12 protein-coding genes are annotated in these 14,043 nt (G+C 72.0%); 4 read left to right on the top strand and 8 right to left on the bottom strand.

The window, feature by feature from the left end; all coding sequences use genetic code 11:
• Positions 1-28: 28 nt before the first annotated feature.
• A complete protein-coding gene (locus tag Q5694_RS23145) occupies positions 29-1,135 on the bottom strand; it encodes an alpha/beta hydrolase-fold protein (RefSeq protein ID WP_333935142.1) in 1,107 nt (368 codons plus the stop codon).
• A gap of 94 nt (positions 1,136-1,229) precedes the next feature.
• On the opposite strand from Q5694_RS23145, the gene Q5694_RS23150 reads away from it, so the two are divergent.
• Positions 1,230-1,442 carry an MbtH family protein gene (locus Q5694_RS23150; protein ID WP_333935143.1) on the top strand — a complete coding sequence of 71 codons (213 nt, stop codon included), beginning with the start codon at positions 1,230-1,232 and terminating at the stop codon, positions 1,440-1,442.
• Positions 1,443-1,450: 8 nt separating this feature from the next.
• Positions 1,451-3,049 (top strand): amidohydrolase, encoded by a 1,599-nt coding sequence (locus Q5694_RS23155; protein WP_333935144.1) that lies wholly within the window; start codon positions 1,451-1,453, stop codon positions 3,047-3,049.
• 73 nt (positions 3,050-3,122) lie between these two features.
• Here Q5694_RS23155 and Q5694_RS23160 read toward each other — a convergent pair whose 3' ends face one another.
• Positions 3,123-3,308, bottom strand: coding sequence for a hypothetical protein (locus Q5694_RS23160; protein WP_333935145.1), 186 nt, complete (start codon positions 3,306-3,308; stop codon positions 3,123-3,125).
• Between the two features lie 107 nt (positions 3,309-3,415).
• Here Q5694_RS23160 and Q5694_RS23165 point away from each other — a divergent pair, with 107 nt between their 5' ends.
• Positions 3,416-3,739, top strand: a complete 324-nt coding sequence (locus Q5694_RS23165; protein WP_333935146.1) for a deoxyxylulose-5-phosphate synthase — start codon at positions 3,416-3,418, stop codon at positions 3,737-3,739.
• 13 nt (positions 3,740-3,752) lie between these two features.
• Here the strand turns inward: Q5694_RS23165 and Q5694_RS23170 are convergent, their stop codons facing one another.
• From Q5694_RS23170 to Q5694_RS23195, 6 genes are all read right to left on the bottom strand, one after another.
• Complete coding sequence (locus tag Q5694_RS23170; protein ID WP_333935147.1) at positions 3,753-5,762, bottom strand: serine/threonine-protein kinase; 2,010 nt, start codon at positions 5,760-5,762, stop codon at positions 3,753-3,755.
• An 857-nt stretch (positions 5,763-6,619) separates the two neighbouring features.
• The gene (locus Q5694_RS23175; protein WP_333935148.1) at positions 6,620-7,252 is read right to left on the bottom strand and encodes a DUF6875 domain-containing protein; all 633 of its coding nucleotides are present in this window, start codon (positions 7,250-7,252) and stop codon (positions 6,620-6,622) included.
• Positions 7,249-7,812 carry a hypothetical protein gene (locus Q5694_RS23180; protein WP_333935149.1) on the bottom strand — a complete coding sequence of 188 codons (564 nt, stop codon included), beginning with the start codon at positions 7,810-7,812 and terminating at the stop codon, positions 7,249-7,251. Before Q5694_RS23180 ends, Q5694_RS23175 begins: the two co-directional genes overlap by 4 nt.
• Before the next feature lie 9 nt (positions 7,813-7,821).
• Positions 7,822-8,022: an MbtH family protein gene (locus Q5694_RS23185; protein ID WP_333935150.1), complete on the bottom strand. Its 201-nt coding sequence runs from the start codon at positions 8,020-8,022 to the stop codon at positions 7,822-7,824.
• A gap of 45 nt (positions 8,023-8,067) precedes the next feature.
• Positions 8,068-8,304, bottom strand: coding sequence for an acyl carrier protein (locus Q5694_RS23190; RefSeq protein WP_333935151.1), 237 nt, complete (start codon positions 8,302-8,304; stop codon positions 8,068-8,070).
• Entirely contained in the window at positions 8,301-9,704 is a 1,404-nt protein-coding gene (locus Q5694_RS23195) for a class I adenylate-forming enzyme family protein (protein WP_333935152.1), read from the bottom strand. The genes Q5694_RS23190 and Q5694_RS23195 overlap by 4 nt, the downstream gene beginning before the upstream one ends.
• Before the next feature lie 472 nt (positions 9,705-10,176).
• On the opposite strand from Q5694_RS23195, the gene Q5694_RS23200 reads away from it, so the two are divergent.
• On the top strand, positions 10,177-14,043 hold a 3,867-nt coding region (locus Q5694_RS23200), incomplete at its 3' end, for an amino acid adenylation domain-containing protein (RefSeq protein ID WP_333935153.1).

Consider the following 14,043-nt stretch of genomic DNA (forward strand, 5'->3'; position numbering starts at 1 on the left):
GCCAGGGCGCCGCGGGAGCGGCGGCGACTCACTCACCGAGGGCCCAGCCGACGTCCCTGAGCAGCGCGTGCCGCCATCCGGCCCGGTCGTGCCCCGCCGGGGACCGGGACACCCGCACGGTCGCCCCGGCCCGCGCGGCCAGGTCCTCCACCACCGCGCAGTGGGGCAGCATCCGTCTCTCGTGCTCCCCGACGTCGAACGCCACCCGCAGTCCGGACAGATCCGCACCCCGCCGCAACCGCTCGGCGAGGGCGCCGCCCACCGGCCCGTCCAGCGGATCGTCCCGCCGTGACGCGTCGGCCGTCCACCAGAACGACCCGGACTGACAGGCGACGCGCGACACCAACTCGGGGTATTCCAGAGCCGCGTGGAGCGCGCTCAGCCCGCCGAGACTCTGCCCGGCGACCACCAGCCGGCCCGCCTCGGCCGGCACACCCGACTCCGCGACCAGCGGCAGCAGCTCGTCGCGCACCGCCTCCCACAGCTCGGACCGGCACCCGAACTCGGCCGCCCGGTCCCTGGCCGGCAGGAAGACCAGGGTGACCGGCGGCATCTCACCGGCCGCCACGGCCGAGTCGAACGCGGTCACGGCCGGGTGCAGATGCAGCCAGTCGTCCCCGTCGAGCAGCAGCACCAACGGCCCGCCCCCGCCCGCCGGATGGATCCGCACGGTGCGCCGGCCCCCGAGCCGCTCGCTCGCCCAGCGCACCCGCGCACGCGGCAACGGCAACACGTCGCCGGACCCGACGACGGGCCAGTGCGGCTGTGCCGGAGCGTCCGGCGTGGCCGCGAGGGACCGTTCACCCCCCGCCCCGGCGGGGTTGAGGGGGTCGGCGTACGACGCGTCCGGCGTCACGAACCGGTAGGTCACCCGCAGCCGCGCCGGCATCGGCACCTCGGCGTACCAGCAGTCCGAGCCCTCCCACCGCTCCAGCGGGACCGGGTCCGCCCAGCTCTCGAACTCCACGATCACCGGCCCGGATCCGCGCCACAGGAAGAGGGTCACCCAGCCGCCGTCCCCGTCCGGCACCGCCGCAGGCGCACCCGCGGCGGCCCAGAACGCGGCACTGCCGGGCGCGCCCGGCAACCCGAACGCGGCGAAGGCGTCCTCCCTGTCGGCCGCGGCCACGCGCATGAACGTCTCCTTGTGAGCCGGAAGGGCAAAGGCTAGGCTCCGTCAATTAGGCGAGCCTAACCTAATGTTGGCCCCATCGAGGAGGTATCCGCGCATGAGCACCAACCCCTTCGACGACACCGAAGGCCGCTTCCTGGTCCTGGTCAACGACGAGGGCCAGCACTCCCTGTGGCCCGCCTTCGCCGAGGTGCCCGGAGGGTGGACGGTCGCCTTCGCCGAGAACACCCGAGAGGCCTGCCTCGCATACGTCGAGACCCACTGGACGGACCTGCGCCCCCGCTCCCTCGCCGCGTCCCAGGACGCCTGAGCGCTCCCGTGCTCTGCACCCGGCTGACCAACGCCCGTTTCCTCACCATGGATCCGGACCACCCGGTCGCCCACGACCTGGGGGTCTGGCGAGGCCGGATCGTGGGCCTCGACGAGGCCGTGACCGCCCTGCCCGCCCGTGAGGTGATCGACCTGCAGGGCGCCACGGTCCTGCCCGGCTTCGTCGACGCCCATGTGCACCTGGCCTGGACCGGGTTCAAGCAGACCACCCCGAGCATCGCCGGCCGCACCCGTGTCGACGACGTGCTCGCCGTCGTGACCGAGGCGGTGGCCCGCAGCCGGGGGCCCGGCGACTGGGTGAGCATCGCCGGCTACGACCAGCGGGCCCTGGGCCGTCACCTGACGGCCGCCGAGCTCGACCGGGTCAGCGACGGGCGCAGGCTCTACCTGCTGCACGACTCCGGGCACGGCTGCGTCGTCAACAGCGCGGTGCTGGACCTGCTGCCCGCCGGCGTCCCGCACGACAACGGATTCCTCGCGGAACAGGCCATGGGTGCCGCCCGCGCCCTGCGCCTGCCCCACTCCCAGCGGGACCTGGCCGAGGCGATCGGCCGTGCCGCCCGCACCTGCCTGGCCGAGGGCATCACCGCGTGCGCCGAAGCAGGCATCGGCGGCACCCTGTTCGGCCACAGTCCCGTGGAACTCGGCGCCTACCAACGGGCCCGCGACGAGGGCCTGTTGCCGCTGCGCGTGCAGCTCATGGTGTCCGCCGACCGGTTGCGCCCCGTCGCCGCGCACGAGGACGACGGCATCCCCGCCGCCGTCGACCTCGGCCTGCGCACCGGCTTCGGCGACGACCGGCTCGGCGTCGGCGCCCTGAAGATCTACACCGACGGCGGCATGATGGCCCGTACGGCCGCGCTGACCGCCCCGTACCAAGGGCTCGACCACACCGGCCAGTTGCAGGACGACCCGGAGGCCCTCACGAAACTCGTCGTCGACGGGCACCTCGCCGGCTGGCAGCTCGCCGTGCACGCGATCGGCGACCGCGCCGCCGACCTGGCCCTGGACGCCATCGAACGCGCCCAGCGGCTCCGCCCCCGCCCCGGGGCCCGTCACCGCATCGAGCACGCCGGGCTGATCCGCCCCGACCAGCTGCCGCGCTTGGCGCGACTGGGCGTCACGGCCGTCGTGCAGCCGGCCTTCCTGCGGTACTTCGGCGACGACTACGCCACGATCATGGGCGAGGAGCGGGCCCCCTGGCTCTACCGGGGAAGGGCGTTCCTGGACCACGGCATCCCCCTCGTGGGCAGTTCCGACCGGCCCGTCGCCGACGGCTCCCCGCTGCGGGCCGTCCAGTTCATGATCGAACGGGCCTCCACGTCCGGCCGGCTCATCGGGCCGGACGAGGGCATCACCCTCGACCAGGCCCTGCACGCCTACACCGTCGCCGGGGCCCGTGCCTGCCACTGGGAGGACACTCTGGGCAGCCTCACCCCGGGCAAGCGCGCCGACCTGGCCGTCCTCGGCGACGACCCGTACCGCGTCGACACCTCACGCATCGGCGGGATCGACGTCGTGCAGACCTGGGTCGACGGCCGCCCGGTCGGCCCGGGGGACCGGGACGCGGTCGCGCCGCCCGGGTGACCCGGGATCCGTCCCGGCGAGGCTCCCGTCGGCCCCGGGCCGCGACCCGTACGACCCGCGCCCGGTCCGCGGTTCACGGCATGAACAGCGCCAGCAGAATCACCACCAAGGCGACGAGCAGGATGATCATCCATACCGGCTTGCCCCGCCCGCCCCCGCTTCGGCCCTCGGCGTCCTCGGGCCCACCGCCGCGGGGGCGGTCCTCCGGCAGCGCCGCGTCGTCCGGACGGTCACGCGTGTAGAAGTCGTCGTCCGCCATGTCGGACTCCCTCCGTGAGGACCCACGGGTGCCCCTCGCCTCCCGGACCGAACACCTTGTTCGAAAAGGAGTCGCAGGGCGACGTTCTCCCTGGTTAGGCTGCCGTCATGGGCCACGCGAAGACCTCCTACGTCTGCCTCCCGTGCCGGGCGTCGTACAAGCAGCCCCACGACCGGGACAGGGAGCGGGTCTGCCCGCGCTGCGCTCGGCTCCTCGTCCACGTGGGCTCCGCCTTCGCCCCGCCCCGCCGCAGGGACACCGCGGCCTGGCGCACGCTCTCCGTGCTGCTGCACGCCGGCGTCCGCTTCCACAAGAGCTGCTGCGGCGGCCCGGGCTACCGCCCCCGCACGCCGAGGGAGGTGCGCGAGCGCCTGACCCACGCCGCGCGCACGGGGGAGCCCGTCGCGGCGGCCCTCGTCCGCCACCTCTGAACGAGGCGCCCGCTCAGGCCGGGCAGTCGCCCCGTGTGGTGGCCGTGCCCCAGCGGACCATCAGGTATCCGGATCCGCCGATCTCGGCGACGGCGTAGCGGGAGTACGGCCACGCGCCCCCCGCCCGTTCCCGTTCGCTCACCAGGGCCCGGCACGCCTCCCCGGCGGCCAGCGCCGCCCAGGACTCGACCTGCCCCTGGTTCCACTGCAGGTACTCGGACCAGACGTACATCGCCGAGTTCCCGGGGTCGAAGCCCACCTTGATGTGGTCGTGGCCCAGCACCCGGTCCGTACCGAGCGTCCCGCGCATCCCGTTGGTCCCCGAAATGATCTTCTTGGCGGTGGCGTCCGCGACCCGGATCTCCGCGCTGTCGGTGCTGGGGATCATCGCCTGCCCCAGCCCCTCCTCGCCCGGCCGCCACTCCTGCCCACCGTCACCGCCGCCCCCGCCCGTCCCGCCGCCGGCGGCCGACGGGCAGTCCGTCCCGGTGAAGCCGTCCTGCCGGGTCACCCGCGGCTCGCGGCCCTGCTCCTCCTCGACCATGACGTACGTCCGGTACGGCAGCTCCGGGTGCTGCCGCACGACGACGTCGCGCAGTGTCAGGCACATCGACCTGGCGATCTCCGTCTCCGCGCGGAGCGTCCCCCGCCCGTCGGAGGACAGCCGGTACGAGAGATACACCTCGCGGCGCGACGCGTGGAAGCGCACGGCCCCCGGAGCGACGTCGACGCCGTCGCCCAGCTGCTGCGCCCGGACGCCCTGGTCGTGCAGCACCGCGCGCGCCACGTCGTGCTCCGCCGCGCCCTCGGCTGCTCGCGCCCGGTTCCAGCTCGCCGCACTGGCCGAGCCGGTGCTCCCGTCCCGCTGCGCCGCCTTGCCGTTCCCCTGCGCGGTGCCGGCCGTGGCCCGCCCGGATCCGGCCGTCGTCAGCGGCGAGGCCGACGCGGCGGACGAGGCGGCGTGACGGCCACCGCCGGTGTCGCCGGGCAGCAGCGCCGCGACTCCTCCGGCCAGGCCGCCGACCAGGCCCGCCGCGAGGGCGACGGTGGCCACCACCCGCTTCCGTGACCGGCTCCGGTCCGACGCGACCGGCCAGGTGGAGTCCTCGACGGCGGGTATCTCCCACGCCGCCGTGATCATGTCGCCGGTCGCCTGAGCCGCGCCCGTGCCCGCCGCCTGGGTGACCTGAGAGGCCAGCAGTCCCGCACACTCCTCGGCGACCTCGGCCGCCGTGGGCCGGTCACCGGGCTCCTGGGCCAGCGCCTTCACCACGACCCGGCGCAGCGGTTCGGGGACTCCGTCGAGGTCGGCCTCGCCGGACATGACCCGGAAGGCCACCACATCGGGTGCGCCGGCCCCGAAAGGCAGCCGCCCGGTGGCCGCGTAGGCCACCAACGCCCCCCACGCGAACACGTCACCGGCCGGACCCGCGCCGCCCTGGCGGTACTGCTCGGGGCTGATCCAGCCGGGGGTGCCGGTCATGATCCCCGTCCGGGTGACGCTGGTTCCGTCCGCGGCGTGCGCGACACCGAAGTCCAGCAGCCGGGGGCCGGCGGGTGTGAGCAGCACGTTCTGCGGCTTCACGTCACGGTGCACCACGCCCACGGCGTGGACGGCGGCGAGCGCCCGTGCGGTGGCGGCCGCGAACGCGTACGGGCCGCCGTCCGTGAGCGGTCCCCGCGCGTGGATGTACTGGGTCAGCGTCGGTCCCGGAACGTAGGCGGTCGCCAGCCACGGCGTCGGTGCGTCCGGATCGGCCCCCAGCAGGGGGACCACGTGCGGTCCGGCGACGCGGGAGGACAGTTCCACCTCCCGCCGGAGACGGGCCCTGAACTCCGGGTCCTGGGCCTGCTCCGGGTGGATCACCTTCACCGCGACGCGCAGCCCGTCGGGGGCGACGCCGGCGTGGACGGTGCCCATGCCGCCCGCGCCGAGACGGCCGATGATCCGGTAGGGGCCGATGCGGGACGGGTCGCCCGGACGAGCCGGCTGCACCCTTCCGCCGGAGCCGATTGCGCTCACGAACACTTCCTTGCGACGAAGTAACGATCCGGGCCGGGCGAGAGCCGACGACGTCGGGCGCAGGCCGGGCAAACGGGGCGAGGCGCACGGCAGTCGGACGGCATGCGCCCTGTTCGGACAGCCGCGAGCGCCGGTCGGACGGCACGCGCCGCAGTCAGCACAGCGCGCACCCTGGTTCTGACGGTCGGTACGGGCGTGCTCAGCCGCCCGTACCGCGCACCCTCCACCCCGGCGGCATCCCGGTCATGGCGTCCAGCGGCTGCTCGTACCCGGAACTGCCCCGTCGCATCGCGGTCCCTCCCCGGCCCTCGACCTGTGCGCGTGAGCTTATGCGGCTTTCCCGCCGGAGGCGGCCGGAATCGCCCGGTCGGGCAGGGGCCGACCTCCGGGAGCACTCCCTGCTGCGCACCATGTTCCGGTCCGGGATCCAGCGTTCGGACGTTCGCGAGGTCGAGGACGCGGGACGACGACGCTACCGAGCGCCTCACGCAGCTCTGCGCCGAGAAGCAGGACACGGCGCCGTCAGTCGCCGAGGTGCGGCGGGAGCCGGGGCAGCGGACGGTCGGGGAATACGCGAGGCAGTGGCGACCACTGCGGCGCAGAACGACTCAGTACTCGACAGGCGATCACGTCGACAGCTCGATCGATGTGCGTCGAGCGGGGTTCACCGGCGGTGTATGAGGCCGCTCGACGACAGCACGTCGGGCGTCCGGGTCTTGGTGTGGGCAGCGTTGACGGCACGCTGGCCCACCAGCGATCGCGATGGCCCCCCGGGCCGGTTCGGGGGACATGGCTCGCCGGCGGGGGACTCCGACACTGTCGGAGTCCCCCGCCGGTGGCCAAGAGGTCGGCGGGATCTACGGCGGACCACCGTAAGTCTGCTCGGCCTCCCGGTAACGCTCCATCAACAGCGGGTCCATCACGGTGGACCCCGGTCCGAAGAACTTGCCGAACCGCTTCCGGTACTCCTGGAACCAGTGCGGCCGCTCGGACAGGAAGAAGACGTCGTGCAGGGCGATGGCGCGGATGGCGAACAGGGGCAAGGGTGCCTTGCTCACCGCGAAGCGGGGGTTGCGTGCGGCCGTCACCTCGCAGTTCTCGTGGAACTGGCCGATCATGAGCCCCTGTGCCACGAAGTCGTCCTTCACCCGGGCATGGGCCTGGTCGAGCAGTCCCGTGTCCTCGCTGCGCAGGTCGGGAAGTGCGACCACCATGGCCCGCAGCATGGGATTGCGGCCCTGCCAGGTCGTCAGTTCGTACTCCCGCAGACTGCTGCGGGCGATCTCCTCGATCAGCTCGAGGGTCGGCGCGTGGCCGGCCAACCGCAGGCGGATCTCCATCGTCCGGTTCTTGCGGGAGGGTGCCACGAAGGGACAGATGGGCCCCGTGCGGCCGATCTCCGGATGGCTCGCCGAGATGTACTCGGTCAGCCATTCCTCGACCGTCTCCAGCGCGGACGCGAAGTCGACCAGGGACGCCGTGGACGTCATGAGGCACCGGTCAGTTCGGCGACGCGGTCGACGGCGATGCGTGCGAGCCGCTGGATCTCCGACTCGTCCGGGACACGGGCGTTGACGAAGGTGAGAACGTCGTCCTTCGCGACGATCACCCAGGCGGTCTCGATACGGAAGTGGTCGACGGCGGACAGCCACCGCACCAGAAAGCCGCCGTCTCCCAGCTCGACAGGCCCCAGGTCCACCCTCGAGATGTCGAGCTGCACGCCGTCGTTGAGTTCCATCCGGTACTGCGCGCAGGCGTGCACCGCGTCGAAGAGCTCCTGGTAGATCTGCCGGCAGGTCCCGTGGCCGAACCGGGCGACATGGTGGAACACCACCGATCCCACGACGTTGGTGAACAGTGCGGAGGCGTGGTGCACCGTCTCGGGATGCGTGCCGTGCGTGAGCATGTTGGTCAGGTCGACGATGGCCCGCCCCGACTCGTCGCCGGAGACGAAGGCGGGATCGTAGGCGGCGCTCGGTTCCTCGCCGTAGAACGACTCCTCGAGGTCCTCCTCCCGTAACAGCAGCTGCTGGAATGCGGCGTCGTCCATCGAGGTCTCCTATCGGCGCACGAGGCTCAGCGGGCGCATGTCGGTCCAGTGCTCCTCGACGTAGGCGAGGCAGGTCTGGCGGTCGTTCCGGCCGAGCGCGACGGTCCAGCCCGCGGGCACCTCGGCGAACGAGGGCCACAGCGAGTGCTGGCCCTCGTCGTTGACGAGCACCAGGAAGGTGCCGTCGGGGTTCTCGAAGGGGTTGCTCATCATCGCTCCCTGCGCATGCGGTCGGATGGGGGCCGGGTGTGCCGGTCAGTGCTCCTGCGCGACCCTGGTCACGTAGGTGTGGATGCCGTCGATCGAGGTGAACTGCGCCATGTCGTCGAACTGCGGGTCGATGGCCACGCCGTGCCGCTCCTCCAGGACGTGCTGAAGGACCACCAGGGTGAAGGAGTCGATCACCAACTCGGCGTCGTCGGTCAGTTCCTCGAGCGGCCCGAGTCCCGCGTTCTCGGTCAGAATCGCCCTGAGGTCGTCCTTCGAGATCACCGGTCCCCCTGTGCCCGCGACGGCGATTCCGACAGGACGCGTCCGTGCATCAGCGCACGGTCCCGGATCAGCTTCCCCATCGAGTTCCGCGGCAGCAGTCGCGTGACGTGGAACCTCTTGGGGACCTTGACGGGGCTCAGCCGTTCCCGGCACCAAGCCGTCAACTCGTCCGCGCCGACGGCGGGATCGGCACCCACGAACGCCTCGATGACCTCTCCGTGCGTCACGACGGCCTCCGTCACCCGGTCGTGGGCCAGAAGGACGTTCTCCACTTCCGTGAGGTCGACCTTCAGTCCGCCGATCACGGCCAGCGAGTCGGCCCGGCCGAGCATGCTGAGCACCCCGGTCGCGGGGTCCTGCCGGACCCGGTCGTAGGTCCGCAGCCAGCCGTCCGTGTAGCGGTCCGCGTGCTCGCCGTACAGATACGGCGAGTGGTCCATCCGTACGTAGAGCTCCTCGTCGACGACCTTGATCTCGGCCCCCGGCACCGGGAGCCCCAGCTGCGGAGGGACGGACGTGCCGGACAGGTCACCCGCGATCAGTCCGATCTCGGTCAGTCCGTAGACCGGGCTGATCGGCAGGCCGAAGCGTGCACGGAAGGTCTCGTAGGTCTCCTGCGGCACCCGCTCGCCGCCGGACACCGCGAGGCGCAGTGCGGGCAGTCGGGGCCGGTCGGCGACGCGGGACAGCAGATCGTAGTGGACCGGGGTGCCGTAGACGGCGGTCGTCCCGCTGGCCGCCATGAGCCGTACGACCTCGGCCGGGCGCAGCGTCGGCGGGACGATCAGCGTCGCCCCGGACGCGAGGGCGTGCAGCACGCCGCTGACCAGGCCCATGTTGTGCATGACCGAGTTCAGCAGCATCACCCGGTCGCCCGCCCCGGGGATTCCCGGAAGTGCGGCGTGCCGGTCGATGTCGGCCAGCACGGACTCGGCGGGCCGACCGATCACCTTGGGCCGGCCGGACGAGCCCGAGCTGAACTGCACCAGTCGGATGCCGTCGACGGCGGGCCGGCCGTCCGGCAGCCGCCGGACGGTGAAGTCGGACTCCTGACGGAATCCGGCCACCGGCCCTCCGGCGCCGGACGCGGCGACGAGGTATTGCGGACGCACCAGCCGGGCCAGCGGTTCGTACTCGGCCGGTTTCAGCCGGAAGTCGACCAGGACCACCTGCGCCCCACGGCTCCACAGGGCCAACAGGACCTGGATATAGGTGAAACTCGGCGTCATCCTCAGGAGAACCGAGCTGCCTTCGCCGATTCCCTCGTTCCGGAAGCGCTCCTCGAATTCGGTTACCGCACCGCGTAACTGTCCCCGTGTGACCGAAGCGCTCGAAACGGCCCACGGCTCGTCGTCCGTGCCACGGTCCAGCAGATGACGTATCCACTGCGTTTTAGCCATACGGTTTCCTTTTGTGAAACAGCCTCGGGAAACGTGCGATCGGCATTTATGGACAGTGAAGCTAACACCGTCGAGAAACGGCGGGCAAGAGCCCCTCGATCAAGGCGAACCACCCCGCGACCGACGCGCGGGTCCCGACGCCGGTCGCCGCACCGGCAGGGCGCAGCCCGCGGGAAAGGGCGCCGGCCGGCGTGTGGCCGGCTTCGGCCACGGCCCGCCGCAAGCTCGGACGGCGGGCATTCACCGCTGATCCGGGGGCAGTTGATCGCCAGGCTGCCTCGGCGGGCATCGCGGCCGACGCCGGGGGTGCGCACGGGTCCCGTCCGATTGTCCCGCGTGTCCCGCCGGCGGGACACAGCCCGGACATGCACGTGGCATAGCCGATTGATCTCCTTGACCCTTCGGATCTCCCGGGTTAGGTTCCCTCTGGCGCGTTTTCCGGGCTGTTACGCCCGGCTCCTGTACACGCACGGTGACCCACGTCGCTCCGACAGAGCGGAGGTCGCCGTTTCACTTCTGCGCGATCGAATTGACGACGCGATTTCCAGGACATTGTGAGTTTTTCATTCCTGCCCTCTCCGGCCGTCCGTGCGGGGGAATTCTCGGAGGTGGAGACTTGTCCGTCAGTGCCGGCACCACGCTGCCCCTCACGGCTGCGCAACGTGAAATATGGATCGCCGAGCAACGACTGGGGAGAGGGAACCGCGTTTTCCGGGTGGGGGAGTACCTGGAGATCCAGGGACGTGTGGACCCGGAGCTGTTCGCGCAGGCCCTGACACTCGTCGTCGCTGAGGCGGAGGCGCTGCACGTCCGCTTCGTCGAGGAATCCGGCGAGGTCCGGCAAGCCCTCCAGCTGCCTGCCGGCCGGCCGCTCGCGGTCACCGACCTGAGCGCGGAGCCGGACCCCGAACAGGCCGCCCGGCACTGGATGGACACCGCGGTCGCCCGGCCCATGAACCTGACCGAGGACCCGCTGTTCGAGTACGCGCTCCTGAAGCTGAGCGCCGACCGCTTCTGGTGGTACCAGGGCTACCACCACGCCGTGATGGACGCCTTCGGGTCCTTGCTGATCACACGCAGGGTCGCCGACGTCTACACCGCACTCGCCGGAGGCGGCCCGGTGGCGGCGAGCCCCTTCGGCACGCTGTCCGACCTGATCAACGCCGAACAGGCTTACCAGGCGTCGGAGCAGTTCGCCCGGGACAGGGCGTACTGGACGGAACGCTTCACCGACCGTCCGCAGCCGACCGGGATCGTCGGCACGCCTGTGACCACACCGGAGCGCTATCTCCGGCACACCACCACATTGGAGCCGGCGCAGCACACGGCACTGCGCGACGCGGCCCGCCGGGCCCGCGCCCCCTGGTCGCACCTGGTCATCGCCGCCGCGGCCCTCCACGTCCACCGGACGACCGGCACGGCCACCGTCGTCCTGGGTCTGCCGGTGGCGGCCCGCCTCACCCAGGTGGAGCGCCGCACCCCCGGTACGGCTGCCAACGTCCTACCGCTCCGGCTCACGCTACGACCGGAGCTGACACTCGGCGAACTCCTCGCCCAGATCGGCGAGCGCGTGCGCGAACTCGGTGGTCACCAGCGGTACCGGGCCGAGGACATCCAGCGCGACCTCGCACTGCCCGGCCGCCTGGGGACGTGGTACGCACCGGTCGTCAACGTCATGTCCTTCGACTACGCGATCACCTTCGCCGGACTGCCGACCACCGCCCACAACCTCTCCTCCGGCCTGGTGGGCGACCTCACCTTCGCCGTGTGGGACCGACGCGACGGCGCCGGGCCGGCCGTCGACGTGAACGCCCACCCCGAACTGTGCACGCACGACGAACTGGCCGTTCACCACCGGCGCCTGCGCACGGCCCTGCGAGCCGTCACGGCGACGGATCCCTCCCGGCCGATCGGGCGGATCGATCTGCTGTCGGCGGAGGAGCGGGCGGCCGTGCTGGCGGTGCCTTCGGCTGTCGTGCCGTCGCGGGCGACGTTGCCGGAGTTGTTCGAGGCGCGGGTGGCGGCGGCGCCGGGGGCCGCGGCGGTGGTGTGGGAGGGGGCCACGCTGTCGTACGGGGAGCTGAACGAGCGGGCGAACCGGTTGGCTCATGAGCTGCTGGGTCGTGGTGTCGGTCCGGAGGACGTGGTGGCTCTGGCTCTGCCCCGGAGCGCGGAGCTGGTGGTGGCCGTCCTGGCGGTGCTGAAGGCGGGCGCGGCCTATCTCCCTGTCGATCCGGCCTATCCGGCGGCTCGTGTGGCCCACATGGTCGCCGACGCCGGGCCGGCTCTCGTGCTGACGACGACCGGGCACCGTGCCTCGGTGGAGACGGCGAGCAGGACGCCCGTTCTGCTGCTGGACAGGCTCGACGTGACGGATCAGTGCGCGGACAACCCGGTCACCGCGCTCGCGCCCGAGCATCCCGCGTACGTCATCTACACCTCCGGCTCCACCGGCCGGCCCAAAGGCGTCGTCGTCGCCCACCGCAACGTGGTGCGGCTCTTCGACGCCACCCGGAAGTGGTTCGGCTTCGGCCCCGACGACGTCTGGACGCTGTTCCACTCGTACGCCTTCGACTTCTCCGTCTGGGAGCTGTGGGGAGCGCTGCTGCACGGGGGACGCCTGGTCGTGGTGCCCTACGAGGTCAGCAGGACGCCCGGCGCCTTCCTGGACCTGCTGGCCGATCACGGTGTCACCGTCCTCAACCAGACGCCTTCGGCCTTCTACCAGTTGGCGCAGGCCGACGCCGACACCCTCCCGACCGGCCGGGAACTCGCCCTGCGCGCCGTGGTGTTCGGCGGCGAGGCACTCCAGCCGTCCCGCCTCGCCGACTGGTACCGGCGCCACCCCGACGACACGCCGACCCTGATCAACATGTACGGCATCACCGAGACCACGGTCCACGTGACGTACCAGCCGCTGACCCGGGAGCGAGCAACCGCGGCGGCGGCCAGCGTCATCGGCGTCGGGATATCCGACCTGCGGACGTATGTGCTGGGTCCGGGACTGGAGTTGGTGGCGCCCGGTGTGGTGGGGGAGCTGTACGTCGCGGGGGCCGGTCTGGCCCGCGGCTACCTGGGCAAGCCCGGCCTGACATCCGAGCGGTTCGTGGCGGATCCGTACGCGGCTGAGCCGGGCACCCGGATGTACCGCACCGGTGACCTGGTGCGGTGGAACCAGGACGGCGAGCTGGAGTTCGTCGGCCGCGCCGACCACCAGGTCAAGATCCGCGGCTTCCGCATCGAGCCCGGCGAGATCGAGAACGTGCTGACCGACCACCCCGACGTCGCCGAGGCGGCGGTGGTGGTCCGCGAGGAGCAGTCCGGCGATGCCCGCCTCATCGCTTACGTGGTGGCAAGGGAAGCCCTCCGCGGCGGGGATGTACGGGAGTTCGCGCGGGATCGGCTGCCCGACTACATGCTGCCGGCCGCCGTCGTCGTACTGGACCGCATGCCGCTCACCGCCAACGGCAAGCTGGACAAGGCGGCGCTTCCGGAGCCGGACTTCACCGTGCCCGGGTCGGGGCGGGAAGCGCGCACGCCGCAGGAGCAGATCGTGTGCGATCTGTTCGCGCAGGTGCTGGGCCTGCCGCGGATCGGCGTCGACGACGACTTCTTCGACCTGGGCGGGCACTCGCTGCTGGCCACCCGCCTCATCGGCCAGATCCGTGCCGCGTTCGGAGTCGAGCTGGAGCTGCGCGCGCTGTTCGACGGGCCGACGTCGGCCGCGGTGGCGGCGCTCCTCGACACCGCGGGACCCGCTCGGCCGCCCCTGGCGACGCGGGAACGCCCCTCGGCCCCTCCCCTGTCGTCCGCTCAGCGGCGGTTGTGGTTCCTGCACAAGATGGAGGGGCCGAGCGCCACCTACAACATCCCGCTCGTCGTGCGGCTGACCGGCACGTTGGACCGTGACGCGCTGCGGGCCGCTTTAGGTGACGTGGTGGCCCGGCACGAGAGTCTGCGGACGGTGTTCCCCGAGGCCGACGGTGCTCCGTACCAGCACGTTCTCGACAGTGTGAGTGTGGAGCTGCCCGCCACCGACGTCACCGAGACGGAGCTGCCGCAGGCCCTGGAGTCCGCGGCCCGCTACCCCTTCGACCTGGCGACCGAGATCCCGCTGCGCGCCGAGTTGTTCCGCCTCGCCCCCGGCCGCCACGTCCTCGTCCTGGTCGTGCATCACATCGCGGGGGACGGGTGGTCGCTGGGCCCGCTCGCCGCCGACCTGACCCGTGCCTACGCGGCGCGGGTGGAGGGGCGGATGCCGGAGTGGCGTGCGTTGCCGGTGCAGTACGCGGACTACACGTTGTGGCAGAACGAACTGCTGGGTGATCAGAACGACCCG

This window comes from Streptomyces sp. AHA2 (assembly GCF_036857595.1).
Lineage (GTDB): Bacteria > Actinomycetota > Actinomycetes > Streptomycetales > Streptomycetaceae > Streptomyces.

What these genes read in the sequence shown, in the direction of transcription:
- Q5694_RS23145 (WP_333935142.1), bottom strand. Translation starts at nt 1,135, where the DNA reads ATGCGCGTGGCCGCGGCCGACAGGGAGGACGCCTTCGCCGCGTTCGGG.
- Q5694_RS23180 (WP_333935149.1), bottom strand. Translation starts at nt 7,812, where the DNA reads ATGGACGACGCCGCATTCCAGCAGCTGCTGTTACGGGAGGAGGACCTC.
- Q5694_RS23150 (WP_333935143.1), top strand. Translation starts at nt 1,230, where the DNA reads ATGAGCACCAACCCCTTCGACGACACCGAAGGCCGCTTCCTGGTCCTG.
- Q5694_RS23175 (WP_333935148.1), bottom strand. Translation starts at nt 7,252, where the DNA reads ATGACGTCCACGGCGTCCCTGGTCGACTTCGCGTCCGCGCTGGAGACG.
- Q5694_RS23185 (WP_333935150.1), bottom strand. Translation starts at nt 8,022, where the DNA reads ATGAGCAACCCCTTCGAGAACCCCGACGGCACCTTCCTGGTGCTCGTC.
- Q5694_RS23195 (WP_333935152.1), bottom strand. Translation starts at nt 9,704, where the DNA reads ATGGCTAAAACGCAGTGGATACGTCATCTGCTGGACCGTGGCACGGAC.
- Q5694_RS23160 (WP_333935145.1), bottom strand. Translation starts at nt 3,308, where the DNA reads ATGGCGGACGACGACTTCTACACGCGTGACCGTCCGGACGACGCGGCG.
- Q5694_RS23165 (WP_333935146.1), top strand. Translation starts at nt 3,416, where the DNA reads ATGGGCCACGCGAAGACCTCCTACGTCTGCCTCCCGTGCCGGGCGTCG.